The 24,785-nt window shown below is 60.7% G+C and carries 23 protein-coding genes; 8 read left to right on the top strand and 15 right to left on the bottom strand.

Going from position 1 to position 24,785, the window contains the following annotated elements:
- Window positions 1-7 precede the first annotated feature (7 nt).
- The 4 genes from hflX to trkA form a co-directional block, all read right to left on the bottom strand.
- Window positions 8-1,279, bottom strand: a complete 1,272-nt coding sequence (gene hflX, locus C6W91_RS03255) for a GTPase HflX (RefSeq protein WP_274867477.1) — start codon at window positions 1,277-1,279, stop codon at window positions 8-10.
- Complete coding sequence (gene hfq / locus C6W91_RS03260; protein WP_008204623.1) at window positions 1,279-1,518, bottom strand: RNA chaperone Hfq; 240 nt, start codon at window positions 1,516-1,518, stop codon at window positions 1,279-1,281. Before hfq ends, hflX begins: the two co-directional genes overlap by 1 nt.
- Window positions 1,519-1,650: 132 nt before the next feature.
- Entirely contained in the window at window positions 1,651-3,186 is a 1,536-nt protein-coding gene (locus C6W91_RS03265; RefSeq protein ID WP_274867478.1) for a TrkH family potassium uptake protein, read from the bottom strand.
- A 1-nt stretch (window position 3,187) separates the two neighbouring features.
- Window positions 3,188-4,564: a Trk system potassium transporter TrkA gene (gene trkA / locus C6W91_RS03270; RefSeq protein WP_065270227.1), complete on the bottom strand. Its 1,377-nt coding sequence runs from the start codon at window positions 4,562-4,564 to the stop codon at window positions 3,188-3,190.
- Window positions 4,565-4,666: 102 nt separating this feature from the next.
- Between trkA and C6W91_RS03275 the strand changes: the two genes are divergently transcribed.
- A complete protein-coding gene (locus tag C6W91_RS03275) occupies window positions 4,667-5,152 on the top strand; it encodes a hypothetical protein (protein WP_274867479.1) in 486 nt (161 codons plus the stop codon).
- 107 nt (window positions 5,153-5,259) lie between these two features.
- On the opposite strand, the gene C6W91_RS03280 is transcribed toward C6W91_RS03275, so the two are convergent.
- From C6W91_RS03280 to dusB, 5 genes are all read right to left on the bottom strand, one after another.
- Window positions 5,260-6,669 carry a sigma-54 dependent transcriptional regulator gene (locus C6W91_RS03280; protein WP_274837020.1) on the bottom strand — a complete coding sequence of 470 codons (1,410 nt, stop codon included), beginning with the start codon at window positions 6,667-6,669 and terminating at the stop codon, window positions 5,260-5,262.
- Entirely contained in the window at window positions 6,666-8,948 is a 2,283-nt protein-coding gene (locus C6W91_RS03285; RefSeq protein WP_274867480.1) for a PAS domain-containing sensor histidine kinase, read from the bottom strand. The genes C6W91_RS03280 and C6W91_RS03285 overlap by 4 nt, the downstream gene beginning before the upstream one ends.
- A 98-nt stretch (window positions 8,949-9,046) precedes the next feature.
- Window positions 9,047-10,417 carry a response regulator gene (locus C6W91_RS03290; RefSeq protein ID WP_065270223.1) on the bottom strand — a complete coding sequence of 457 codons (1,371 nt, stop codon included), beginning with the start codon at window positions 10,415-10,417 and terminating at the stop codon, window positions 9,047-9,049.
- A 3-nt stretch (window positions 10,418-10,420) separates the two neighbouring features.
- Window positions 10,421-11,500 carry a nitrogen regulation protein NR(II) gene (locus C6W91_RS03295; protein ID WP_116560293.1) on the bottom strand — a complete coding sequence of 360 codons (1,080 nt, stop codon included), beginning with the start codon at window positions 11,498-11,500 and terminating at the stop codon, window positions 10,421-10,423.
- On the bottom strand, window positions 11,497-12,483 hold the full coding sequence (gene dusB, locus C6W91_RS03300; protein ID WP_274839190.1) for a tRNA dihydrouridine synthase DusB: 987 nt from the start codon (window positions 12,481-12,483) through the stop codon (window positions 11,497-11,499). The genes C6W91_RS03295 and dusB overlap by 4 nt, the downstream gene beginning before the upstream one ends.
- 181 nt (window positions 12,484-12,664) lie before the next feature.
- Here dusB and C6W91_RS03305 point away from each other — a divergent pair, with 181 nt between their 5' ends.
- The 4 genes from C6W91_RS03305 (at window position 12,665) to C6W91_RS03320 (ending at window position 16,138) form a co-directional block, all read left to right on the top strand.
- Window positions 12,665-13,828, top strand: a complete 1,164-nt coding sequence (locus C6W91_RS03305; protein ID WP_274867481.1) for a bifunctional 2-C-methyl-D-erythritol 4-phosphate cytidylyltransferase/2-C-methyl-D-erythritol 2,4-cyclodiphosphate synthase — start codon at window positions 12,665-12,667, stop codon at window positions 13,826-13,828.
- A complete protein-coding gene (locus C6W91_RS03310) occupies window positions 13,825-14,322 on the top strand; it encodes a phosphatidylglycerophosphatase A (RefSeq protein ID WP_274867482.1) in 498 nt (165 codons plus the stop codon). The genes C6W91_RS03305 and C6W91_RS03310 overlap by 4 nt, the downstream gene beginning before the upstream one ends.
- Complete coding sequence (locus C6W91_RS03315; protein WP_274867483.1) at window positions 14,319-14,795, top strand: CinA family protein; 477 nt, start codon at window positions 14,319-14,321, stop codon at window positions 14,793-14,795. The genes C6W91_RS03310 and C6W91_RS03315 overlap by 4 nt, the downstream gene beginning before the upstream one ends.
- A 161-nt stretch (window positions 14,796-14,956) precedes the next feature.
- Window positions 14,957-16,138, top strand: coding sequence for an ammonium transporter (locus C6W91_RS03320; RefSeq protein WP_274867484.1), 1,182 nt, complete (start codon window positions 14,957-14,959; stop codon window positions 16,136-16,138).
- Between the two features lie 122 nt (window positions 16,139-16,260).
- Here the strand turns inward: C6W91_RS03320 and C6W91_RS03325 are convergent, their stop codons facing one another.
- Window positions 16,261-16,707 carry a type II toxin-antitoxin system RatA family toxin gene (locus C6W91_RS03325; RefSeq protein WP_274867634.1) on the bottom strand — a complete coding sequence of 149 codons (447 nt, stop codon included), beginning with the start codon at window positions 16,705-16,707 and terminating at the stop codon, window positions 16,261-16,263.
- Window positions 16,708-16,782: 75 nt separating this feature from the next.
- On the opposite strand from C6W91_RS03325, the gene hpt reads away from it, so the two are divergent.
- Window positions 16,783-17,331, top strand: coding sequence for a hypoxanthine phosphoribosyltransferase (hpt, locus tag C6W91_RS03330; protein WP_065270218.1), 549 nt, complete (start codon window positions 16,783-16,785; stop codon window positions 17,329-17,331).
- A 36-nt stretch (window positions 17,332-17,367) separates the two neighbouring features.
- Here the strand turns inward: hpt and C6W91_RS03335 are convergent, their stop codons facing one another.
- Window positions 17,368-18,531, bottom strand: coding sequence for an amidohydrolase (locus C6W91_RS03335; RefSeq protein ID WP_274867485.1), 1,164 nt, complete (start codon window positions 18,529-18,531; stop codon window positions 17,368-17,370).
- Window positions 18,528-19,481, bottom strand: coding sequence for a lipoyl synthase (gene lipA, locus C6W91_RS03340; RefSeq protein WP_065270216.1), 954 nt, complete (start codon window positions 19,479-19,481; stop codon window positions 18,528-18,530). Before lipA ends, C6W91_RS03335 begins: the two co-directional genes overlap by 4 nt.
- 260 nt (window positions 19,482-19,741) lie before the next feature.
- Here lipA and C6W91_RS03345 point away from each other — a divergent pair, with 260 nt between their 5' ends.
- Complete coding sequence (locus C6W91_RS03345) at window positions 19,742-20,290, top strand: peroxiredoxin (RefSeq protein ID WP_274867486.1); 549 nt, start codon at window positions 19,742-19,744, stop codon at window positions 20,288-20,290.
- Window positions 20,291-20,293: 3 nt separating this feature from the next.
- Here the strand turns inward: C6W91_RS03345 and C6W91_RS03350 are convergent, their stop codons facing one another.
- A complete protein-coding gene (locus tag C6W91_RS03350) occupies window positions 20,294-21,262 on the bottom strand; it encodes a LysR substrate-binding domain-containing protein (RefSeq protein WP_274867487.1) in 969 nt (322 codons plus the stop codon).
- Between the two features lie 44 nt (window positions 21,263-21,306).
- Window positions 21,307-22,365, bottom strand: coding sequence for a DUF6456 domain-containing protein (locus C6W91_RS03355; protein ID WP_370570431.1), 1,059 nt, complete (start codon window positions 22,363-22,365; stop codon window positions 21,307-21,309).
- A 240-nt stretch (window positions 22,366-22,605) separates the two neighbouring features.
- Here C6W91_RS03355 and C6W91_RS03360 point away from each other — a divergent pair, with 240 nt between their 5' ends.
- Complete coding sequence (locus C6W91_RS03360) at window positions 22,606-22,896, top strand: DUF6477 family protein (protein ID WP_274834057.1); 291 nt, start codon at window positions 22,606-22,608, stop codon at window positions 22,894-22,896.
- A 105-nt stretch (window positions 22,897-23,001) separates the two neighbouring features.
- Here C6W91_RS03360 and C6W91_RS03365 read toward each other — a convergent pair whose 3' ends face one another.
- Entirely contained in the window at window positions 23,002-24,546 is a 1,545-nt protein-coding gene (locus C6W91_RS03365; protein WP_065270212.1) for a trimethylamine methyltransferase family protein, read from the bottom strand.
- Window positions 24,547-24,785 lie beyond the last annotated feature (239 nt).

Genomic DNA, 24,785 nt, shown 5'->3' on the forward strand with positions numbered 1-24,785 from the left:
CGACGGATCAAAGCCCGTCGTACTGCGCCCGTTGTTTCGCGGTCCAGAGCACGGTGATTTCAAAGCCACTGTCGGTTTGCTCTTCGGAGACAACAACTTCCTGCGCGAACAGCCAGGCACGTTGCTTGCCTTGCGAAAAATCAAGGCTCAGCACTTCCTGGTGCTTTGTGCCTTGCAGTTTTTCCGCGATATCCGCCAAGAGCCCGTCGATGCCTTCGCCCGTCAAGGCAGAAATCGCGTGGATCCCTTCCTCGCGGGCGGCGCGCTGACGGCGCGCCTCGGCTTCTTCCTCGCTGAGGTTATCGAGCTTGTTCCAGACCTCAATCTGGGTGCGGTTTTCATCCACCCCAAGCGACGTCAGGATCGCGGCCACATCGCGGGCCTGATGCTCGGTCTCATCGTGGCTGATGTCGCGCACGTGCAGGATCACATCGGCGGCCAGCACCTCTTCCAGCGTCGCGCGGAAGGCCGCGACCAACTCGGTCGGCAGATCCGAGATAAAGCCCACCGTGTCCGACAGGATCACCTCCGGACCATCAGGCAACAGCACCCGGCGCATTGTCGGATCCAGAGTGGCGAACAGCATATCCTCGGCCATCACCTCAGCCCCGGTCAGGCGATTGAACAGGGTCGATTTACCGGCGTTGGTATAGCCGACAAGCGCGACAATCGGATAAGGTACCTTGGCCCGCGCGGCGCGATGCAGCGTGCGGGTTTTCACCACCTTGTCGAGTTGGCGGCGTAGGCGCACCAGCTGATCGTCAATTGCACGACGGTCCGCCTCGATCTGGGTTTCACCGGGACCGCCAACGAAACCCAATCCGCCCCGCTGCCGTTCCAGGTGGGTCCAGGCCCGCACCAGCCGGGTCCGCTGATAGCTGAGTGCGGCCATCTCCACCTGCAGCACACCTTCTCGGGTGCGCGCCCGATCCGAGAAGATCTCGAGGATCAGCCCGGTCCGGTCGAGGATCTTGACCTTCCAGGCCTTTTCCAGATTTCGCTGCTGTACAGGGGACACCGGTCCGTCAATGAGGACCAGTTCCACCTCTTCGGATTTCAGCTTCTGCGCCAGTTCTTCGATCTTACCCGAGCCGAACAACATCCCCGCATGAGCCTTGGGCAAACGCACCACATCCGATCCGACAACGTCGAGATCAGGCAGCGCCTGAGCCAGCGCCACAGCCTCTGCAAGGGCGGGTTCGGGATCGCGCCGGTGTTGATCCGACTTGATCTCGGGATGCAGCACCCAGGCCCGGGTGCGCTTCCGGTCATGCTCCATCAAGAGGCGTCTTCACCTTCATAAAGGCTGATCGGCTGTGCGGGCATGATCGTGGAAATTGCGTGTTTGTAGACCAGCTGCGACTGTCCGTCGCGGCGCAGCAGGACACAGAAATTATCAAACCAGGTAATAACCCCCTGCAATTTGACCCCGTTGATCAGAAAAATTGTAACGGGAACCTTGGTTTTGCGAACGTGATTCAGGAAGGCATCCTGAAGATTCTGTCTGTCCGAAGCCATTATTATTATCTCGCCTTTTTTCTTGCTACGCGCTGCGGACCAACGCGCCTCGTTACAACCAACTATGGACGGAGACCGATTGGGTTTCCACCCGAAAAACATCAAATGCCAGAGCAGCGTAACGAGGTTTTCTTAACTGCGCCAGAGATTAGGCGACAAAAGCGCAATGATCGCCAGTGTTTCAAGCCGCCCGAGCACCATCGCAAAGCACAGCACCAGTTTGGCCGAGGGCACAAGCTGCCACAGCATGATCGGCTCGCTCGCCGCGACTTCGGTCAACGGGCCAGTTGTCGACAGGGCCGATACCGCCAGGATCAGCGAAGTTTCGAAATCCGTACCAAGGGCGGCAAGCACCGTGCTGATCAGCGCCAGAGACAAGGCAAAGAGCATGAAAAAGATCCAGGCCACAAAGGCGCCGTTCTTTTGCAGCCGCCGGTTGCCAGCCCCCTCGCCGCTGACCGATGACGGATGCACCAGCCGTTCCATTTCGCCAAGCCCGTTGAGATAAAGCGCATAGACCCGCAGCAATTTGACGCCGCCCGCTGTGGTGGCCACCCCGCCGCCAATCAGCGACAGGCCCAGAAGAATCATACCCGGGGTTTCCAACCCCGACCATTGCCCGGCGGCCTCCCAGTCGGCGCTTTCAAATCCGGTGGTGGACAGGAAGGACATCACCGTGAACAGCGCCCCCCAGAAGGCGCGCAGCGCCTGCATGCCATCCTCGGCGCTGTTGACCTCAAACGTTGCCAGCCAGTGGCGCAGGAACAAAAGCGTCGGAACCCCCAGCACAATCAGCAGGCCGGAACGGAACTCCGGGTCACGATCCAGCCGCCCGTCGCCGGTGCTGACCGTATCGGAGGAAAATGTCAGCCGCGACAGGGCAAAGAACATGAACAGGAACATGACCATTTCCCCGGCCATGCCGCTGTTTGCCGCCTCGGTGCCCCCGACCGATGAAATCCCCGAGGTCGCCATCACCGACATCGCATGGGTTAGCCCGGCCAGCGATTTGCTGCCGGTCATCATCAAAAGCGTCCAGAGAACCAGCGTCAGCGCGAAATAGACCGGCGTCAGGGTGCGTGCGACTGTGATCAATTGGCGCCGTGGATCCGCCTTTTGCATCAGAACAGGTGTCGCGCCACCGCCGCCCGGCTCCCCCTTGGCGGTGACTTCGAAGCCGCCCAGGAACATCGGCGCCAGAACTGCCGAGGCGGCGATCCACATCAAAAGGCCGCCAAGCCAGCCAACAATCGCCCGCCACAGATGTACGCTGGGCGGCAGCCGCCCCGGATCGGCAAAGATATCGGCGCCCGTTGTGGTGACGGCGCTGACCATGTCGAAATATGCGTTGAGGAAGCTTGTGTTTTTCAACGCATCCTGCACGGGAAGCGCGAGGAACAGCGGCAATACTGCAAAGGTTGCCAGCAGCGACAGCAGCTGCCCCGGCATGCCATAGCGGGGCCCCTTATTGCCCAGCGACAAGGCAATCACAGCGATCACAAAAAGCCCCAAGAGGCCGGAGAAAAAGAAACTTTGCGACGTCGGGTGGTCGTTCAGGATCACCGCATGGGTGGCCGGCACCCACATGGCAATGCAAGCCACACCCCAGATCAGCAGGAACAAGGGCAGACGCAACAGCCCGCCCGCGGTATGATTGCGTGCCGCCATGCTAGAAGTAGTCGATCGAAACCTGCATCAGGCGCTCGACCTCTGGAACATCGGCGGCCATCGCAAAGATCGCAATGACATCACCCTCTTCGATGCGCATTTCGCCGCTGGGTCGCAGGACCTCGCCTCCCTTGCGCACGGCGCCGATCAGTACGCCTTCGGGGAAGGGAATATCGCGAACCGCTTGTCCCGCCATCGGAGAGGTTCCCAGAACCTCAGCCTCGATCACCTCGGCTTCGGCATCGCCAATGGAATAGACCTGTCGAACGCGGCCATAGCGGATGTGCTGCAGGATCGAACTCACCGTGGTGGAGCGCGGGTTGATAAAGGCGTCGATCCCGAGAGGCGCCATCAGCGGCAGCAAGGTCGGATCATTGATCAGGGCCACCACGAAAGGGCAGCCTTCGGATTTGGCGCGCACAGCCGCGAGCATGTTGGTCTTGTCATCGTCGGTGACAGCAAGCATGGCATCGGCGCGATCAATACCGCCTTCAATCATCAGAGACCGGTCCAGCCCGTCACCGTTCAGAACGATGGTCCTCTCGAGTGTTTCAGCCGCCCGCTCGGCGCATTTGCGGCTTTTCTCAATGATCTTAGCGCGGATCCGTCCGGTGCGGTTCTCAAGCGCCTTTGCCACTTCAAGGCCCACATTACCGCCGCCCACGATCACCACCCGATCCTGGCGTTTTTCTTTCTTGCCAAAGACTTCGATGGTTCTGCTCACGTCGTCCGTGTGGCAAAACACATAGGCGCTGTCGCCGACGAACAGCTGATCGCCCGGTTCCGGTGCAAACAGGCTGCCATCACGCCGCACACCCACAACGATAGCCCGCAGGGTGGAAAACAGATCCGTCAGCTGCCGCAGCGGCGTGTTGACCACCGGGCAATCCTCGTCGATCTGAATGCCGAGGAGCTGCGCCTTGCCACCCATGAAGGTTTCCGTGTCAAACGCGGCCGGTGCCAGAAGCCGCTGAATGGCGGCGGCGGCGACCTCGCGTTCGGGGCTGATCACCACATCGATGGGCAGATGGTCACGCCGGTACAGGTCGGAATAGATCGCATTCAGGTAGCTGCGCGCCCGCAGCCGGGCAATCTTGCGCTGGATCGAGAATACCGAATGGGCAACCTGACAGGTCACCATGTTGACCTCATCCGAGTGGGTTGCGGCGATGATCATATCCGCATCCCGCGCCCCTGCCCGCTCCAGAACATCCGGGTATGAGGCAAAGCCCGCAATCCCCTGAACATCCAGCGTATCTGTCGCGCGGCGCACCAGATCCGGGTTGTTGTCGACAACTGTCACATCGTTGTGCTCGCCGGACAGGTGCCGCGCGATCTGCCAGCCAACCTGGCCGGCGCCACAGATGATAACCTTCATGATCTTTTCCCTTGGGCGCGATCTTGCCAGTTTTGAATGACAGAAGCCGCCAGAGGGGTCAAATCAATTGTACTGACCGTCATCGCGGGGCATTCTGGCAGCATGACCCGTGCTCACCGCCGCTTCCGATCCCTGTTCGCCGTGCCCGTTTTGGGCGCCGTCCTTGCCGGATGTGGCCCAGTGCCGGTCTATTACCGCGAAGGCGCTGATGTGCAGAGGCTTCAGGCAGATACGCTTTCCTGTCAGGTCAGCGCGCTGGAAAAGGCGCCCGTGGCCAATGAAATTCGTCAGCGCCCGCCCGTCTATTATCCCGGCGGGCAATATTGCAGGGACGGCAACTGCTGGAGCCGCCCCGGATACTGGGTTGATGGTGGCATCTATACGGTTGATGTGAACCAAGGTTTGCGCAGGCGTTTAGAGCAAAGCTGTATGGCCAAGAAAGGGTATCAAGAGGTCCCCCTGAGGCGTTGCACCACCGCCGAAGTGGGGCAGCGTCTGGCAGGACAATCGAGCCGCCTGCCGCCGCTGACTGGCGATGCTTGCGTCTGGAAAGGCCCTGACAACACCCTGCAGGTCCTGACGCCGTAGTCGGCCACGCTGCCGCCCCGGACACCAGGTTCTCTCTAGGCCTCCCAAACACAATGACTGTAGGCGCGCAGACCGTGCCTACGCGCCCCGTCATCCGTCCGCAGCGGTCAAACCATATCTTCTTCCTGCTCCACATGGGCGACGCGCGCGCCAGCCTTGTTCGAGGTGACAACGCCAAGCGATTTCAGCTTGCGGTGCAAGGCCGAGCGTTCCATGCCCACAAACGAAGCCGTGCGGCTGATATTGCCACCGAACCGGTTGATCTGGGTCAGCAGGTATTCGCGTTCAAAGGCCTCGCGAGCCTCACGGAGCGGCAGCGTCGCCAAGGCCCCGGATAGGACGACGCGGCCCTCGTCTTCGACCTTTTCCTCTTCACGCGGCAGGTCGCGCGCCTCGATCGGGCCATTGCCATCGCCAAGGATCAGGATCCGCTCCACTAGGTTTTTCAGCTGGCGTACGTTTCCGGGCCACATCATGGTCTGCATCAGTGCAACCGCCTCATCCGTCAGTTCACGCAGTGGCAGGCCTTGCGCCTCATTAAAGCTGCGGATGAAGTGTTCGGCCAGAACAGGAATATCCTCGCGCCGATCTGCGAGCGTCGGCACCGCAATCGGCACCACGTTCAGCCGATGATAGAGCTCCTGCCGGAAACGATCCGCTTCAATTTCTGCCTCCAAGGCCTTGTTTGTGGAAGAAATCACCCGCAGATCGACCCGCACGTTCTCGGATCCACCAACCCGCTGGAACTGCTGATCAACCAGCACCCGCAGGATCTTTGACTGGGTGCCGAGCGGCATGTCCGCGACCTCGTCAAAGAACACCACGCCGCCATGCGCCTGTTCTAGCAATCCCGGCTCAACCCCGCGGTCCGTGGTTTCACGGCCAAACAGCACCTCTTCCATCCGCTCCGGTTCGATGCTGGCGCAGTTCACCGTCACGAAGGGAGCCGAGGCACGGGCGGAATTGGAATGGATATAGCGCGCGGCGATATCCTTGCCCACGCCGGCAGGTCCCGTCAGCATCACACGGCCATTGGATTTGGTGACCTTGTCGAGCTGCGCCACCAGCGCCCGGAAGGCTGCGGAATTGCCGATCATCTCGGCAGCTCCGGTTTCCTTGCGGCGCAGATCGGTGTTCTCACGGCGCAAGCGCGAAGTCTCCATCGCCCGCCGGATCACCACCATCAGCTGATCGATATTGAAGGGCTTTTCGATGAAGTCATAAGCACCCTGTTTGATCGCCGCGACCGCAATCTCGATATTCCCGTGGCCTGAGATGATCACCACCGGTACCTCGGGATTGTCCCGCTTCACAGTTTTCAGGATGTCGATGCCGTCCATCTGGCTGTCCTTGAGCCAGATATCTAGGATCAGCAACGCCGGAGGCTCCTGCCCGATCTCGGCCATGCATTCCTCGGAGTTCGCCGCCTTGCGCGTGGCAAACCCCTCATCTTCCAGGATATCGGAAATCAATTCGCGAATGTCGCGCTCATCGTCAACGATCAGAATGTCACTCATGTCAGACCTACCTTCACTGTATTTCTGTTAGCCTCAGCCGTACGTACGGCGTCTGGCAGGCGGATCACCGCCATGGCTCCAAAATGGTTCTGTCCTTCGAACACCGGCGCATCCTCAAGCGTCAGGGTGCCGCCGTGTTCTTCGATAATCTTCTTCACAATCGGCAATCCCAGCCCGGTGCCTTCGTTCCGGGTGGTTACATAGGGTTCAAACAACCGTGCGCGGTCCTCTGGCAAGCCGATGCCATTATCGGCAATCGTCACCTCATATCCCCCTTTATCGGCCCGGCGCAGCGCCACGCGAATTTGCGGACCCAGATCCTCGGGCGCACCTTTTTTCTTCAGGCTTTCAATCGCTTCACCGGCATTTTTGATCAGGTTAGTCAGCGCCTGCCCGATCATCGTCGCATCCAGATCTGCACAGCACACGGTATTGGGCAGATCCGCCGTAATCGTCACATCCGGCTGGCCGGTGCGCTGCAGCACCACCGCATCCTGCACCAGCTTGACCAGATCTTCTTCATGGCGTTCTGGTTCCGGCATGCGCGCGAATTTTGAAAACTCATCGACAATCCGGCGCAAATCGTTGGTCTGGCGCACGATCACATCGGTCATGGCTTGCAGTTGATCGCTGTTTTCCTCGCCGAGCTTGGGCGCGAACTTGCGCTTGATCCGCTCCGCACTCAGCTGGATCGGGGTCAGCGGGTTTTTGATCTCATGGGCAATCCGCCGGGCGACATCGCCCCAGGCGGCCATCCTCTGGGCGCTGACAAGATCGGTAACGTCGTCAAAAGCCACCACATAGCCTTCGAGGTTGCCATCATCGGACCGGCGCTGCGACATCCGCACCAGCAGGTTTTCCAACCGGCCATGCCGCGTCACCTTGATCTCATCCTGCGCGGTTTCCGCGCCATCCTTGGTCAGGGTTTCGAACAGCGGGCCGAATTCCGGCACCGCAACGGCGAGCGCCAGCGATTGCCGGTCCCCGTGCCAATCCAGCAGACGTTCCCCGGACCGATTCACAAAGGCGACCCGGCCATCGGCATCCAGCCCCACGACACCCGAGGTGACTGAGGAGAGAACCGAATCGAACAGCCTGCGACGGCGCTCAATCTGGTCGGTGTTTTCCAGCAAGGTCTTGCGCTGTTGTTTCAGTTCCCGCGTCATCCTGTTGAAATACTGGCCAAGTTGGGAAATCTCGTCACCGCCGTTCTCTTCGGGCACCTGCACGTCAAGGTCACCGCCACCGACCCGGCGCGCGGCCACGGTCAGGCGACCGACAGGACCGGACAAACGTTCCGCAAACCACATGCCCAACCACATGGCCGCCAGGATCAGGATCAATGCAAACCCGATGTACAAAAGGCCGAATTCGAACAGCACCCGACCGCGCTCTTTCTCAAGCTGTTGATAGAGGTTCGCGGTCTGCTGGGTTTCATCCAGAAGGTTCAGCAATTCACCATCCACATCGCGGCTGATGTACAGGAACCGGTCGACAAAGGCGTTCAGGCGCACAATGGCCCTGAACTCGTTATTGTCCCAGTCCTGGATGATGCTCATCCCTTGCTCGGCCGCCTCGGTGATCTGTTCGGGATCGGGATGCTCGAAATCAAATTCGTAGGACCGTTCGCCCCGCGCCCGGATATCGCCAACGCCATCAATGACATAGGCCTCGCGTAGGCCACGCTGGATCTGCAGCTGCCCCTGCGACAGAACCTGCCGCAGCTCTGCATCGTTCATGAAAAAACTACGCGAGCGGCTGGTATCTAGGTAACGCGCAAGCGCCTCGCCATCTTCGGAAAGGTCACGCCGTTGTTCCACCTGATAGGCCTCGGCAGCCGCAAGCGACGAGCCGATGACCTGCCGAACACGCTGGGAAAACCAGCCCTCAAGCCCAACATTCACCGTCAATACTGCAAAGATCGCGACGATAACCGTGGGCACCAGCGCCAAAAACCCAAAGGCTCCGATCAGCCGTAGGTGCAGTCTGGAGCCAGCCGATTTGGAACGGCGCGCCGCGAACAGACGCACAATCTGGGTCAACACCAAGGCGGCAATCGCCATGATGTAGACCATGTCCGCCAGCAGAATCAGGCGCAACGACATAGAGGATGCGCCGTGCCCCAAAGGACCAAAGATCAGAAACGTCACCAGAGCCAGAATCGGCCCCAGCAGGACAAGGCCAAGGGTGCCGATATTGCGCGCCTTCCGGGTTTTCCGCCACCGGTCAAACGCCGCGAGCGTTCTGAATCCCCCGCGAAGATGTGACTTCTGCGCCACTGGCTGCCCTCATTCTGATGTATGGCCTTCTAGGCCAACCGCCACATATCGCGACCTCACCGACGGCTGTGCCGGTCGGCCACGTTTCTGTGGCGATATTACATCAGTTTGCGCCGCCGTGTCACCTCAATATCAAGGTCCGTAATTTTCTTTCTCAGGGTATTGCGGTTGATGCCCAGCAATTCGGCGCATTTCGCCTGATTTCCGCCGGTTGCAGCCAGCGCAATCTCGATCAGAGGCGTCTCTACTTCGCGCAGCAGCCGTCCGTAAAGCCCCGGCGGCGGCAACATGTCGCCATGCAGATCAAAATAGCGTTGCAGGTGGCGCGCCACGGATTCGGATAGCTTTTCGTTGACTGCGCCACTGACCATGGGTTCGGCCCCGGTCTGCGGTCCCAGCGCCGCCGCAACATCGGATTTACCGATTTCCTCGCTCCGCGCCGTCAGCGCCAGTCGGCGAACCACATTTTCCAGCTGGCGCACGTTCCCAGGCCAGGCGAAATGGCGCAAAAGCTCGCGTCCTTCCTCGCTCAGCGTGCGGTGCGGCGCGCCTTCGTTCTCCGCCCGGATCAGGAAGTGCTCCGCCAAGAGCGCTATATCCTCGACCCGTTCGCGTAGCGCGGGCACGTGCAGTTCCGTCCCGCAGAGCCGGTAATACAGATCGGCGCGCAGCTCCCCGGCCTCCATCGCCGGAGCCAGGTCTTTCTGGCTCGTCGCCATGAAACGCGGAGAATGATCACTGGTCGCATCCATCATGCGCACCAGCCGGGCCTGCGCCTCATCCGGCAGATCCAGTAACTCATCAATCAGCAGCGTGCCGCCCTTGACCTGCGACAAAAGCCGTGCAGGACCTTCGAGCTCGATCAGCTCGGCGGCGGTGGCGGTCACATAGGGCAAGGTACGCCGGTCGGAGAAATCGTGAATAGCACGCGCAATCAATGACTTGCCCGTACCACTTTCACCCGTAACCAAAAGCGGCATATCGGTGTTCATCACCCGCGCGATCAGGCGGTACAGGCCCTGCATCACCTCGGTACGACCAACGAGAGGCAGTTCCTCGGGGCGGTCGCCTTCTTCTTCCGAACGGGCCGTGGTCGCGGTGGTCCGTTTCTCCGACAACGCCTTGGCCGTGCGCTTCATCAGCTCCGGCAGGTCAAAGGGTTTCGGCAGGTAGTCATAGGCATCCGCCTCGGCCGCCTTGATCGCGGTCATGATGGTGTTTTGGGCCGAAATGACGATCACCGGCAGTCCGGGACGGTCCTCGGCAATCTTGGGCAGCATTTCCAACCCGTTTCCGTCCGGCATCATCACGTCGGAAATCACCACATCACCCTTACCCTCGGCCACCCAACGCATCAGCGTGGTCAGGGATGAGGTCGCATGAACCTTGCATCCGGCCCGCGTCAGCGCCTGTGTCAGAACCGTGCGAATGGTGCGGTCGTCATCTGCGACCAGAACGGTGCCATCCATCGATCAACTCTCCTGCGATTGGACGTCGCGCGGAACACGCGACAAAGAAAGCCTGAAAACTGTGTGCCCCGGTTCGGAGCTGACAGAAATCCAGCCGTCATGGTCGGCAATGATCTTGCTGACCAATGCGAGCCCCAACCCGGTGCCGTTTTCACGCCCCGAGACAAAGGGATCAAAAATGTCCTCCCGGATGGTGTCCGGCAGCCCCGGTCCATCGTCGATGATCTCGATCTGAAGCGGTAATAGTTTCCCGGTTCCATCGCTGCGGCGCAGCCGGAAGGAATGCTCGTAAAAGGTACGGATCCGAATTTTTCCGCCTTTTTTTCCAGCGGCTTCGGAGGCGTTCTTCAACAGGTTCAGGATCACCTGGAGCAGCTGATCTGCATCGCCCCAAGCCGAGGGCAAAGACGGATCATATTCTTCGGTGATCGTCATATTGGCGCCGAACCCCAACAGCGCAGAGCGCCGGGCCCGGTCCAGAACATCGTGCAGGTTCACCGGTTTGAAATCCGGCTCCGAGAGATTGCCGAATTGCTCCACCTGCTCCAGCAGTTTCACGATCCGGCGGCTTTCGCTGACGATCAGATCGGTCAGCTCCAGATCTTCGGCCGACAGGTTCATGCTCAGCAGTTGCGCCGCGCCGGTGATCCCGGCCAGCGGGTTCTTGATTTCATGGGCCAGCATTTCCGCCATCCCGATGGCAGATTGCGCCGCCGATTTGGCAGAATGGTTCTGCGTCATCCGCCCGGCGAGTTCACGCGGGGACAGCATCAGCAGCATCATCCCCTCGTGGCCGCTCACCGGGGAAATCTGCACCCCGCATTGCAGTGGCGCACGGCTGCTGGCGCCGACGTCAATGTCATTGACGAACAGGGGCGTGCCCGAACTGCGGCTGCGCGCAAAGGCATCCGTGATCGGCGCATCGATATAGATCTGGCTCCAGACCGGTTTCCCCATCAACGCCTTGCGCGAGGTGTTGAGGAAACCCTCCGCCGCAGAATTTGCATCCGCGATCAAGTCTTCCGCATCAATCAGAAAAGCCGGGACCGGAAGCGAAGCCCATAGCGCACCATCGTCAATCACGCTGCTACCTCGTCTGTTTGCTCACTCAAAGCTGCCTCAAGAAGAACCAGAACCTGATCTGGGTCGCGCTCCGTCAGAACCGCACGGCGCAGAACGGGGCCAGTGCCTGCGGCGTCCATGTACCAGCCCAGATGTTTGCGTGCGACGCGGGTGCCCAGATCGATGCCGTAGAAAGAGAGCATTGCCTGATAATGCTCTGAAACCATGTCCAAAAGCTGTTTCCCTTCGGGGACATCCGGCTTGGGCGTCTGCCAAAGATCATGCGCGATCTCGGCCAGCAGCCACGGTTTTCCCTGGGCGCCGCGGCCAATCATCACGCCATCAGCGCCGGATTGGTCCAGCGCCTGATGGGCCGCGCCCGTGCCAGTAATGTCGCCATTGGCCAGAACCGGTATATCCACCGCGTCTTTTATGGCTCGGATCGCTGCCCAATCGGCGGACCCCTTGTAGAACTGGCAGCGAGTGCGACCGTGGATGGTCACCATCTTGATGCCCGCATCTTCGGCCCGCCGCGCCACCGAGGCGGCGTTGAGACTCCCCTCGTCCCAACCAAGGCGCGTTTTCAGCGTCACCGGGATATCGACCGCCGCCACGACGGCCTCGATCAGCGACAGGGCGTGATCGGGCGTCTTCAACAGCGCCGAGCCGGAATAGCCATTGGTCACCTTCTTGGCCGGGCAGCCCATGTTGATATCGATAACCCGCGCGCCTCGGTCCGCAACCTGCCGGGCGGCCTCCGCCATCCAATGGGCTTCGCGTCCGGCCAGCTGAACCGCCGTATTCTCCACATCCGCGCTCAGCTCGGCCCGCTCACGCACACCGGGCTTGGCCTGCACCATTTCCTGACTGGCCACCATTTCGCTCACGGTCAGCCCAACGCCAAAGGAGCGGACCAGATCCCGAAACGGGCGGTCCGTGATTCCGGCCATCGGCGCGAGTGCGATAGGCGGTGTCATAGAGGTGGTTCCGAGGCTGAAGGGCAACTGCCTAATCCTTGTGCAACTGAGACTTTTCTAACCGGGAGCGCCGGGGAGAGACAATGAAATGGCCCCGAATGATCCAATATTCCAGATCGCCTGCCTGTTTTTTAAGCACGCCGCCTTGGGTGATTGCCTCTGTAACTGGCAGGTCCTAAACAGCCAAGCAAAAGCCGGAGGCTGCCTTTTGACCACTGCCGCTCTTATCGTTGCTGCCGGGCGCGGAACCCGCGCTGGCGGCGGCCTGCCCAAGCAATGGCGCCCGCTGAAAGGGCGCCGCGTCATCGACTGGACCCTTGCCGCCTTTCGGCAGGCGGGGATCAAGAAGATCGTTCTGGTCCTTTCGCCGGATGACAGCGCGGCCTGGCAGGAGTTTCAGGGACAGCCGGGGATTGTCCTGGCCCCAGGGGGCGACACGCGCTCCCACTCCGTTCTGAACGGGCTGGAGGCTATTGAGACGCAGGACATCACCAGAGTGCTGATCCACGACGCTGCCCGGCCCTGCATCACCCCGGATTTGATTCATGCGGTAGAGGACGCGCTTGCCACAGGGGCAGCAGCGGCCCCGGCTCTGGCGGTCACAGATGCGCTGTGGACCGGGCACGATGGCAAAGTCACCGGCACCCGCGACCGCGACGGGCTATTTGCGGCGCAGACACCGCAGGGCTTTCGCTATGCCGAGATCCTTGCCGCACATCGCGCCCATCCGGGCGAGGCAGCAGACGATGTCGCCGTGGCCCGCGCTGCCGGGCTTGACGTTGCCATCGTTCCGGGAAATCCAGACAATATCAAAATCACCGGCCCCGCGGATTTTGCCCGGGCCGAGGTGATCTTGGATAGAGCAGATAACGACAGGTCAGAAGAGGACAGGATGGATATCAGGCTGGGAAATGGCTACGACGTTCACAGATTTGGTGCGGGCGACCATGTTGTGCTCTGCGGCGTAAAAATACCGCATGACAAGGGGTTGCAAGGCCATTCTGATGCCGACGTCGGCATGCATGCGGTCACTGACGCGATCTATGGCGCGCTGGCCGAAGGCGATATCGGCCGCCACTTCCCGCCCTCCGATCCACAGTGGAAAGGCGCGGCGAGCGACATCTTCCTGCGTCACGCCGTCGAGCTGGCGCGCAACAAAGGCTTCCAAATTTCCAACGTCGACTGCACGCTGGTTTGTGAATACCCCAAGATCACCCCGCATTCTGCAAAGATGCAGGCGCAAATGGCATCGATCCTTGGCATTGATGCAGATCGGGTCTCGGTCAAGGCGACAACATCCGAACGGCTCGGCTTTACCGGGCGCAGCGAAGGGATCGCGGCGCTGGCAACCGCGGCATTGGTGAAATCATGAATATCGCAACAGCAATCGGAACCGTTCTGGGCGTCGGTTATCTGCGCCCGGCCCCCGGCACTTGGGGATCCTTGGTGGCGCTACCGCTGGCCTATGGCTTGCATCTGGTCGGCGGCTTTCCCCTGCTTGCTGCGATGACCCTCATCTGCACCGCCGCGGGTCTCTGGGCTGCAGCCGAGATGACGCGCGGCAAGGAGGACCTGGATCCGTCCGAATTCGTTATGGATGAACTGGCCGGTCAGTTCCTGGCGCTCTGGGCGATTTCCTATCCGTCCTGGGCGCACGGCATCGACATCACCGCCCTGTGGCCGGGCTGGGTCACCGCCTTTGTGCTGTTCCGCCTGTTCGACATTCTCAAACCCGGCCCCGTCGGCTGGGCCGACCGCAAGAAAGGCGCGGTCGGTGTCATGATGGACGATGTGATCGCCGGGTTCTTTGCCGCCATCGGCGTTGCCTTGCTGGCTGGCCTGTCGCACGGGGTGCTGGGGCTGTGAGTGTCGATGTTGCCGATCTGATCGCCCGCGCCGCCAAGGCAGGTGTTACCATCGCCACCGCCGAAAGCTGCACCGGCGGCATGGTCGCAGCGGCCCTGACCGATATTCCGGGCTCATCGGCGGTGCTGGATCGTGGCTATGTCACCTATTCCAACGATGCCAAGACCCAGATGATCGGCGTCCGCCCAGAAACGCTGGCCGCGTTCGGCGCGGTGAGCGAGGAAGTCGCGCGGGAAATGGCCGAAGGTGCCCGCGCCCGCGCCGGAACCACCCTGGCCGTGTCGATCACCGGGATTGCCGGACCGGGCGGTTCTGAGTTCAAGCCCGAAGGCCGGGTCTGTTTTGGCCTCTCTGCCGAAGGGAAGGAAACTCATGTGGAGACCATCGAATTTGGCGCCATAGGCCGCGCGCAGGTTCGCGCCGCCAGCCGGGATCATGCCCTTTCCCTGCTGGAACGGGCCACTTCACATTAAGTCCATAAAGCGGGCAAACGAGCGCATTTCTTGCCCAATTATTAATCGCTTCGCTAAAAGCTGCAAAAAACAGCACCCAAGCACCGCATGATGCTTCTTTTAGCATCGCTCTTGCGTTTTGTCGGCCTCCAACCACTCAATCTTGATGGAAGGAACCCAAAATGAACGGAGCTGATACAGCCTGGATCATTGTGGCGACGGCTTTGGTGCTCTTTATGACGCTCCCCGGTCTCGCGTTGTTTTACGGCGGGCTGGTACGTGCCCGAAATGTTCTCAGCGTCTTCATGCATTGCTACGCGATTGCCTGTTTGATGAGCGTTCTGTGGTTGGTCGCCGGTTACTCCATCGCATTCGGCGGCGGCACCAGCGGTTACTGGGGCGGGCTGGACAAGCTGTTCCTGAGCGGCGTTGATGCAGACAGCCTGGCAGGCACCCTGCCCGAGGTGCTGTTCTTTGCCTTCCAGATGACATTTGCCATCATCACACCGGCGCTGATCGTCGGCGCCTACGTGGAGCGGGTTGGGTTTGGCTTTGTGCTGACCTTCTCCGGGCTGTGGATGCTCCTCTGCTATGCGCCTGTGGTGCATTGGATCTGGGGCGGCGGCATGCTGTCCGATGGCGGCATCTTTGGCGACATCGGCGTGCGTGATTTTGCCGGCGGGATCGTGGTGCATGAAACCGCAGGCCTTGCCGCGATCATCATTGCCGTCTTCCTTGGGCCGCGCAAAAACAGCACGACGCCGCCGCACAATCCCGGCTTCGTGGTCATCGGTGCAGCCATGCTCTGGGTTGGTTGGTTCGGCTTCAACGGCGGCTCGCAACTGGCAGCAGACGGCGGCGCAGCCATGGCGCTTACCGTGACGCATATTTCGGCCGCTACGGCATCGCTGACCTGGGCGCTGTGGGAAAAGGTCAAATACGGCAAAGCCTCGGTTGTCGGCATCGTCACCGGCACCATCGCAGGCCTTGCCTCGATCACGCCGGCCAGCGGGTTTGTCGGCCCGGTTGAAGCGCTGATCATCGGCGCCATCGCGGGTATCCTGTGCCAGGAAGCGGTCAATCTGGTGCGCAATGTGCTGAAGATCGACGACACGCTGGATGTCTTTGCCGTGCACGGCGTTGGCGGCATCTTCGGTACCATCATGATCGCCGTCTTTGGCGCAGGCAGCTGGGCTGCGCAACTGGGCGGTCTGGCAGTCGTGGGCATCTTCACCACGGTTGTCACTGTGGTTCTGGTCAAAGTGGTCGCTGCTGTCACCCCCCTGCGCGTCGATGCAGAAGCCGAAACCAACGGTCTGGATATCTCGGCCCATGGTGAACGGGCCTACGATCTGTCAAGTTAAGACAACAACTTAGAGAATTGAAATTCCTGAGACAGGCCCCTTTTTTGAAGGGGCCTGTTTTGTGTCAGCCGGTGTCACTGCGCGGCGAGTGGCAAGGTTGCCCCGGCCACCAAGGCAGGAGACTAGCCGTAAAGTTCCGCCGCCCGCCGTTCGAATGCCCGCACGATGCGCTGCATTGCCTCGTTAAACACCACGCCGATGATGCCCTGAAGCACCGCGTTCTTGAACTCGAAATCGACAAAGAAATCGACATTACAGCCGCCATCGGGACGATCTTCAAAAGACCAGTTGGATTTCATGTAGCGGAACGGACCGTCGAGGTATTCGGTATCGATCTTGCGCGTCACAGGAAACAGGGTCACCCGGCTGCCAAAGCGTTCGCGGAACACTTTGAACGAGATCACCAGATCGGCCTCCATAACCTCAGAATCGCCCTGTGGCGTCACGCTGCGGATCCGGGCTGCGGCGCACCACGGCAGGAATTTGGGATATTGCGCCACATCCGCCACCAGATCGTACATCTGCTGTGCTGAGTAAGGCAGCTGGCGGGTTTCCGAATGGGTGGGCATGGTTTCGTCGAATTTCCTGCTATGATCGTGCCGCGTCATGTCCTATGAACGCGCGGGAATTTCAAGGGGTCAGCCATGTCACAGCGTCCATATGTCATCGATGTGATGATTTCAGCCAAGGCCATCGCCGCACGGATCGAAGAGCTTTGCGGCGATATCCACGCCGAGTTCGGGGACACCGACAAGCTGGTCGTCGTCGGCCTGTTGCGCGGCAGTTTCGTCTTTATCGCCGATCTTGTCCGAGAGCTGGACCTGCCTATCGAGGTCGATTTCCTTGAGGCGTCCTCCTACGGTGACGGTATGGAGAGCAGCCGGGAAGTGCGCATTCTCAAGGACTTGCGCGGCGCCATTGAAGGTCGCGACGTGCTGGTCGTGGAGGATATCGTTGACACCGGTCACACGCTGAACCACGTGATCGGCCTTTTGAACAGCCGCAAGCCCGCACGGCTTAAATCCATTGCCCTGCTCGACAAACCCTCGCGCCGCGAGGTGGATTTCCGCGCCGACTGGATCGGCTTTGAAATCCCCGATGAATTCGTCGTCGGCTACGGCATCGATTTTGCGCAGCGCAACCGTAACCTACCCCATATCGGCAAAGTCCGCTTCACTGACGACGGCGCCTGATCCCGCGCCATAGTCTGGGATCGGCGGCAACCTCGTTCAGTGGTTGCCACCTGGCGCCTGGTTCAGAACAGCGTCGATTGCAGCGACAAAGATCGCAGACCCAACGGGGATAAGCTCATCCGGGAAATCATAATCCGGGTTGTGAAGCTGCGGCATGGTCTCGCCTGCGCCGAGCCAGAACATAGCGGATTTGGCTACCTTGGAGAATTGACCAAAATCCTCTGACCACGGCTGTGGCACCTGCCACAACTGCGCTGGGTAACCCGCTGTTTCTGCGCCAAAAGACAAGATCTCGGTTGCCTCAGGGTGGTTGGCGCACGCATCAAAGACATCGTCATAGGAAACGGTGTATTCCAGCCCCTCTGCCGCGCAGACCTCTGCAAGAACCGCGTTGGCCTCCTCCGTCAACTGCTCCATCCGGGAATCGGTCACGGTCCGCAGGGTGACCCAGATTTCCGCCTCTCCCGGCGCGATGCCGAATGTCGGCTCCCCCAGCCAGGCGTGGGTCAGGGTTACGCGGGCGAAATCGGCGGACATCTCTCCGCCCGGCCCCAGTGCCACCAGTCCCGGCATCAACTTGGTCAATGCCCCGGCTGGGGATACCCCGTCCTGCGGCGCCGCTGCATGGGAGGTCTTGCCCATGAGCCGGATCCGCATGCCGCGCGACGCGCAATTTGCGGGTCCTTGACACAGGGCCACCGCACCGGCGGCGAGACCCGGATAGTTGTGAAGTGCAAAGGCATAGTCCGGTTGGATGCGTTCAAATTGCGGATCTGCAATAACAGCCGCAGCGCCCTTACCGGTTTCCTCGGCGGGTTGGAACAGCAGCACCACCCGGCCCGTTTGCGGACGGGTGCGCGACAGATCCTCCGCTAGGGCGGCAACCATCACCATATGACCGTCATGACCGCAAAGATGCCCGCGCCCCGCATGGGTCGAGCGATAGTCGGCCCCCGACACTTCCTCGATCGGCAACCCATCCAGCTCACAACGGATCAGCACCGTCGGACCCTCGGCAGCGCCACGATAGACGGCCGCAACGCCGTGTCCGCCCAGCCCGGTCAACAATTCATCCGGCGCGTGTTGGCGCAAATACTCCGCGACCACATCGGCGGTTTTTTCTTCATTGCCAGAGACTTCCGGGGTTGTGTGAAGCCTGTGGCGCAGCGCGGTCAGCTGCGCCAGACGCTCAGGCGTCATGCCCGCCCCAGCCTTGCATTCCGCGCCTCGCGCAGCCGGGCAAAGTCATCCCCTGCGTGATAGGACGACCGGGTCAACGGCGTGGCCGAGACCATCAGGAAGCCCTTGCCGTAGGCCGCCTTTTCGTAAGAGGCGAATTCCTCGGGCGTCACAAAACGATCCACTGCGTGGTGTTTTGGGGTCGGCTGCAGATACTGGCCGATGGTCAGGAAATCGATATCCGCAGCGCGCATGTCGTCCATCACCTGCTTCACCGCCTGCGCGTCCTCGCCGAGGCCAACCATGATGCCCGATTTGGTGAACATCGACGGATCCAGCTCCTTCACGCGCTGCAAAAGGCGCAGCGAATGGAAATACCGCGCGCCCGGACGTACCTCGGGGTACAGACCCGGCACCGTTTCCAGATTGTGGTTGAACACATCCGGACGAGCCTCGACCACGGTTTCCAGCACTTCCGGCGCACATTTGATGAAATCCGGGGTCAGGATCTCGATCGTGGTCTTCGGGCTCCGGTGGCGGACGGCCCGGATCGTCTGAGCGAAATGCTCGGCGCCGCCGTCATCAATATCGTCGCGGTCAACGGATGTGATCACAACGTGGTTGAGCCCCAGTTTTTCCACCGCATGGGCGACCCGGCCCGGCTCAAAGGCGTCCAGTTCCTCGGGCGGCTTGCCGGTGGCAATGTTGCAGAAGGTGCAGGCCCGGGTGCAGACCTCGCCCATGATCATCATCGTGGCGTGGCCCTGGCTCCAGCATTCGCCCACATTGGGGCAGCCGGCCTCTTCACAAACGGTCACAAGATTGTTTTCCCGCATGATCTTGTGGGTGTCGGCATAGCCTTTTCCACCGGGCGCCTTCACGCGAATCCAGCTGGGTTTCTTCGGCTGTTCGTTATCGGGGCGGTGCGCCTTTTCCGGGTGGCGCTGCGCGGGGATTTTCAGGTCTCTCACGGGTTTTTCCCTTGCGGCAACTGTTCATCCGCTGATGTATCACAGCCGCAGAGCAATGACACGGCCATTTCTGCAACCCTGGTTTCACCCTTTCGCAACCGCCGCCGAACCGCGCCTTCAGCGGCATCGTGCCAGTCTTGTGATCATCCATCTCTGCAATGCGGCGCTGAACATTGCTTGTGCAGCATTCCCCATTGCAGCGTTTGCGCAAGTTTATTAAGCCAGCGCCCAGAACCGATTTTCACCATATGGAGACCGACATGAAAGCTGGCGTCAAACTGCCCGAGGTAACCTTCCACACCCGCGTTCGCGACGAGGCGATCGAAGGCCCGAACCCGTTCCGCTGGGAAGACAAAACCACCGCCGACTATTTCGCGGGCAAGCGCGTTGTGCTGTTCTCGCTGCCGGGCGCCTTCACCCCGACATGCTCCACCTACCAGCTTCCCGGTTTCGAAAACGGCTTTGCCGATTTCAAAGCCGAAGGTATCGATGCGATCTACTGCATGTCGGTCAACGACAGCTTTGTGATGAACAAATGGGCGGAATCGCAGAACCTTGAAAACGTTCAGGTTATCCCGGACGGTTCTGGCGAATTCACCCGCAAGATGGGCATGCTGGTGGCCAAGGACAACCTCGGCTTTGGCGCGCGCAGCTGGCGTTATGCCGCCATCGTCAACGACGGTGTGATCGAAGCCTGGTTCGAAGAGCCCGGCCTGTCCGACAACCACGCCGAAGATCCCTATGGCGTTTCCTCGCCCGAAACCGTGCTGAACCACCTGAAAACCGCCAAGGCGGAAGTTGCAGCCTGATCTTCAGGCCTCATGATCTTCAGCGGGCGCGCCCGGCGCGTGCCCGCTGTCCTGCCTGCACTGGCTGACAATCCCTTCCCCCACCGATCTGACGACCTCGGCCAGTTGTTCGAACCAGCCTTCGCCGTCGGTTGAATCGCGTCGCACCAGCCCGATACGCCTATATGGCTGCGGCTCGGGGAACCTCTGAACCCGCAATCCTTCTGCACCGCCGCATTCTGCCTGCGCGGCAATTTCCGGCATCAGGGTCAGGCCGAATCCTGCCGCAACCAGTCGTGACAGGGTGGCCAGCGATCCCGCCCCCATATTGATTTCCGGCGCGGTACGTTGCATCCCGCAGATATCGAGCGCCTGATCGGTCAGGCAATGGCCATCCTCTAGCAGCATCAGCTGCTCTGATCGCAGATCCTGCGGGCGAATGCCGGGACCATGGGCATTGATCTGCTCCAGACGGTTGCAGGAGCCCGCCAGCAGGAACCGGTCGCGAAACAATTCAACCTCGACCAGACCATTACCGCCACTGGGCAAGGCCAGCACCGCTGCATCCAGCTCCCCGGCCTGTAACAGTGCCAGCAGCCGCTCTGTCGTGGCCTCGCGCACTTGAATCGCCAACTGCAAATCAACCGCGCGCAGCTGCGCCAGCGTTCCGGGTAGTAGATAGGGCGCAACGGTGGGAATCACCCCGAGGACAAGACTACGTCGTCCGCTGCTTTGATCCCGGGCCGTGCGGGCCAGGGTCTCGGCCGCCTGAAGCACCGCGTCGGCCTGCGCCAGCACCTGCCGCCCCAGCGGGGTTAGCACCACATCGCGGGCCCGGCGTTCCACCAGCGGGCCACCCATCACGTCCTCAAGCGCGCGGATCTGAACCGACAGCGCCGGTTGGGAGACATGGCAGGCCTCGGCCGCACGGCCAAAGTTCCTGTGGGCGCATAGCGCCTGAAAATAGGTCAGTTGTCGCAGTGTAAAGTTCATAGCCTCTATTTATCCCGACCAATCAAAACCACAAGCCATAGTTATCAGCCGATCAGTCTTTCCTGCTCTCCCTCCTGTCCGCAGGATTCGTAGTGGGATTGCAGCTGCTGCAGGGCGATGCGCAGCACGATCTTTCCAGATCGCGCCGACCAGCCAAGCTGCCGCTCTGCCGCCTCAAGCCCTTCAAGGTAGCAACAACAGCGCAGGGCGATATCGCTGAGCCCGGCGCCAAGGGCCGCCAGTGCCCGCCGCGCCCGGTCCCGGGCCGCCCGGGCTGTTGCGCTTGGCATCGGGGTTGGTTCAGGTCGGGCACAGGACTCACCGCCGAAATAAGCCGCCTCCTGCATCAGGTGATTACCGATCTGGGCCACTTCGAAATCCTCGCGCAGACGTTTGCCGACCTGAACCAGGTCGGGCGGCAGGAAGGGCTCACCGTTCTTGTCGATAAGCCGCGCCAACATATCCATCGGTGTCTCCCCGCCGCCATAACGCGTGCGCCGGGGGCGTGGTGACCGTCCTTTGTGGCCGCTGGGGCACCCGGCAAGAGGCGCGCCTCCGTTTTCGGCGCGGCTACGCGCCTTGTTCTCGCGTTCGGCGACCAGCCGGGTCAGAAGGTTACGCCCGGCACTGGCGATCTGGAAGCGGCTGAGCCGTCCGGACCGGGTGCAATCAATCCAGGTCAAAAGCGCCATCGCCCCGGCCGGCCCGCGGCTCACCGACAGCTGCGCCTCGACCGGATCGCCCTGCCGGACCACCACAGCGGTTTCCATACCCTCGGCCACCGCCAGAACAGCGCCGGGTTGCGCAAGACGCGTGAGGATTTCAACAGAACGGGCTTCAAGCAGGGCAGTTTGCGAAGGCGGCAGCGCCCCGCTTTCCTCAGCCCCAGAATGCCAACACGCCAGCGCAGTCAGAATGCTATCGATCAACGGGTCGTCGCGCCGGGTCTCAATCCGGCGCACCTGCCGCAGCACCGTAGACGGGTGACAGCCCGCCTGACGGGCCAGTTGCCGGATCGATTGCCCCGTTTCCGTATGCTGCAGATACCTTTGCGCATCCTCGGGAAGCCAGTCTGGCAGCTTCGAAACAGATAGTGTAACCATGATATCAGATCCCCGACTGTTGTTCAGGGAATAACCCACGGGGCACCCCCATGGTTACCCACAAGGGGATCGCGTCCTACTCACCTGTTTTTAAACAAAACTTCGCGTCCGACCATCATTCATTTCAAATTTATATCAATCAACCGACAATACAGCGCGCGCCAGTATGCCCTGCGCCGCAACACCCGTTCTAGTTGTGTTATGACATCGCCGCCCGTCGTCACAGAAAGGACCCGCGCGATGCAAGATGCTCTTAGCCGCCTAGCGGCGTTGCACCGACCCCGCCTTCTTGTCCGCACCGCCAGAATTGGCGCCAGCAGCTACCTGCGGGAGAAGAGCCTGAACCGATTGCTGGGATATGGCGCCCGGCCCAGCCCGTCGGCAGCGATCCTGAAACTGTTGGACATGGAGTATGAGCTCAACGCATGCCGCCTGCTGCGCGATACGGGGTATGACCTGCGCCGCCATATCGAGGTGCTGATCGCGCTGATGGGAGAGGCAAATCTCCTGCGGAGCAGTAAGGAAACATAATCCTCTCGGGGCGTTACTCATTCGACAGAACAGAAAAAGGCGGCAGCCGCATGGCCACCGCCTTACAGGGCCGCCCATGCCGGACAGCCCACAGCTTTCCGAGGCTTACAGGAAGGAATCCGGCATGGATGCCTTTTTCTCGGCCACGTAGGCTTCCAATGCATCCTTGATCGCCGGGTCCAGCGCAGGCGGCTGATAGGTCGCCAGCAGGTGATCAACCCGCGCAGAGGCAAGCGCATAGGTGTCGCGTGCGCCTTCCTCTTCCCAGGTTTCAAAGGGCTTGTAATCCAGTAGATCAGATTTCCAGAACGCCGTTTTAAAGTTCGCCTGCGTATGGGCGCAGCCCAGATAATGGCCGCCGGGACCTACTTCGCGGATGGCATCCATCGCCTGATCGTCTTCGCTGACGGTGACGCCCTTGGCCAACCCATGCAGCACGCCCAGCTGATCTGCATCCATCACGAATTTTTCGAAATCGGCCACCAGACCGCCTTCGAGCCAGCCACAGGAGTGCAGCATGAAGTTGACGCCAGACATCAGCCCCATGTTGAGCGAGTTTGCCGTTTCATAGGCGGCTTGCGCATCGGGCAGTTTCGAGCCGCAGAACGACCCGGCCGAACGGAACGGCAGCCCCAGACGGCGCGCCAGTTGGCCCGCACCATAGGTCACCAGCGAGGCTTCGGGCGTGCCAAAGGTCGGTGCGCCGGAGTTCATGTCGATGGAAGACACGAAGGCGCCGAAGATGACCGGAGCGCCAGGACGGATCAACTGGCTATAGGCCACACCAGCCAGAACCTCGGCCAGAACCTGCGTCAGCGTGCCCGCCACCGACACCGGCGCCATGGCACCGCCAACGATAAAGGGCGAAATGATGCAGGCCTGATTGTTCTTGGCATAGACTTCCAGCGCGCCCATCATCACATCATCGAATGTCATCGGCGAGTTGATGTTGATAAGCGAGGTCATCACGGTGTTGTCCTGCACGAACTCCTTGCCGAACAAGACGCCGCACATATCAACCGAATCCTGCGCGCGGCTGGGTTCGGTGACCGATCCCATGAAGGGCTTGTCGCTCAGCGTCATATGCGCCAGCAGCATGTCGAGGTGACGCTTGTTGACGGGCACGTCGGTCGGTTCACACACGGTACCACCCGAATGGTGCAGCCATTTGGACATATAGCCCAGTTTCACGAACTTCTGGAAATCCTCCAGCGTCGCATAACGACGGCCACCTTTGGCATCGCGCACGAAGGGCGGTCCATAGATCGGCGCCAGCACCAGGTTCTTGCCACCGATTTCGACGCTTTTTTCCGGGTTGCGCGCGTGCTGGGTGAAGGTGCTGGGCGCGGTTTCGCACAGTTTGCGGGCCAGACCACGGGGAATACGGACCCGTTCGCCCTGAACATCCGCACCAGCGGCCTTCCAGCGCTCCAGTGCCGCAGGATTATCGACGAAGTTGACGCCGACCTCTTCGAGGATGGTCTCGGCGTTGGTCTCGATAATCTCTATGGCTTCCTCAGTCAGAACTTCAAAGTTCGGAATGTTCCGCTCAATGTACTTGGCGGTTTCGATCTTGATGCTCGAACGTTCGGCGCGACGGGCGGCGCCTCCGCCCCCCCGGCTGCGCCGGCGCGGTGCTGCTTCAGTCATTGTTTTTCCTCACCAAAGCCGTGTCATTGACCTCGTGTCTACGCCCTTGCCCCGGCGCGGCGCCGAAGGATAACGGCCAATCAGGTTGAAAACCGACATATTCGCGGCAAAATTTCTGGGCACATCTGTACAGTATTGCTCCGTCTGCGATGACGATGCCGTCCAGCTGGGCCTTGAATCTATGATTAGCCATCAAAGCCGCACCTTAGGGGCGCAAATCCTTGCGGAGACAGGTTTCA

This window comes from Phaeobacter sp. SYSU ZJ3003 (assembly GCF_041300735.1).
Classification (GTDB): domain Bacteria; phylum Pseudomonadota; class Alphaproteobacteria; order Rhodobacterales; family Rhodobacteraceae; genus Phycobacter; species Phycobacter gallaeciensis_A.

Excerpts from the sequence above, each read along its gene's own strand:
- hflX (WP_274867477.1), bottom strand. The coding sequence starts at position 1,279 with ATGGAGCATGACCGGAAGCGCACCCGGGCCTGGGTGCTGCATCCCGAG.
- hfq (WP_008204623.1), bottom strand. The coding sequence starts at position 1,518 with ATGGCTTCGGACAGACAGAATCTTCAGGATGCCTTCCTGAATCACGTT.
- C6W91_RS03265 (WP_274867478.1), bottom strand. The coding sequence starts at position 3,186 with ATGGCGGCACGCAATCATACCGCGGGCGGGCTGTTGCGTCTGCCCTTG.
- trkA (WP_065270227.1), bottom strand. The coding sequence starts at position 4,564 with ATGAAGGTTATCATCTGTGGCGCCGGCCAGGTTGGCTGGCAGATCGCG.
- C6W91_RS03275 (WP_274867479.1), top strand. The coding sequence starts at position 4,667 with ATGACCCGTGCTCACCGCCGCTTCCGATCCCTGTTCGCCGTGCCCGTT.
- C6W91_RS03280 (WP_274837020.1), bottom strand. The coding sequence starts at position 6,669 with ATGAGTGACATTCTGATCGTTGACGATGAGCGCGACATTCGCGAATTG.
- C6W91_RS03290 (WP_065270223.1), bottom strand. The coding sequence starts at position 10,417 with ATGGATGGCACCGTTCTGGTCGCAGATGACGACCGCACCATTCGCACG.
- C6W91_RS03310 (WP_274867482.1), top strand. The coding sequence starts at position 13,825 with ATGAATATCGCAACAGCAATCGGAACCGTTCTGGGCGTCGGTTATCTG.
- C6W91_RS03320 (WP_274867484.1), top strand. The coding sequence starts at position 14,957 with ATGAACGGAGCTGATACAGCCTGGATCATTGTGGCGACGGCTTTGGTG.
- C6W91_RS03325 (WP_274867634.1), bottom strand. The coding sequence starts at position 16,707 with ATGCCCACCCATTCGGAAACCCGCCAGCTGCCTTACTCAGCACAGCAG.
- hpt (WP_065270218.1), top strand. The coding sequence starts at position 16,783 with ATGTCACAGCGTCCATATGTCATCGATGTGATGATTTCAGCCAAGGCC.
- C6W91_RS03335 (WP_274867485.1), bottom strand. The coding sequence starts at position 18,531 with ATGACGCCTGAGCGTCTGGCGCAGCTGACCGCGCTGCGCCACAGGCTT.
- C6W91_RS03345 (WP_274867486.1), top strand. The coding sequence starts at position 19,742 with ATGAAAGCTGGCGTCAAACTGCCCGAGGTAACCTTCCACACCCGCGTT.
- C6W91_RS03350 (WP_274867487.1), bottom strand. The coding sequence starts at position 21,262 with ATGAACTTTACACTGCGACAACTGACCTATTTTCAGGCGCTATGCGCC.
- C6W91_RS03355 (WP_370570431.1), bottom strand. The coding sequence starts at position 22,365 with ATGGTTACACTATCTGTTTCGAAGCTGCCAGACTGGCTTCCCGAGGAT.
- C6W91_RS03360 (WP_274834057.1), top strand. The coding sequence starts at position 22,606 with ATGCAAGATGCTCTTAGCCGCCTAGCGGCGTTGCACCGACCCCGCCTT.
- C6W91_RS03365 (WP_065270212.1), bottom strand. The coding sequence starts at position 24,546 with ATGACTGAAGCAGCACCGCGCCGGCGCAGCCGGGGGGGCGGAGGCGCC.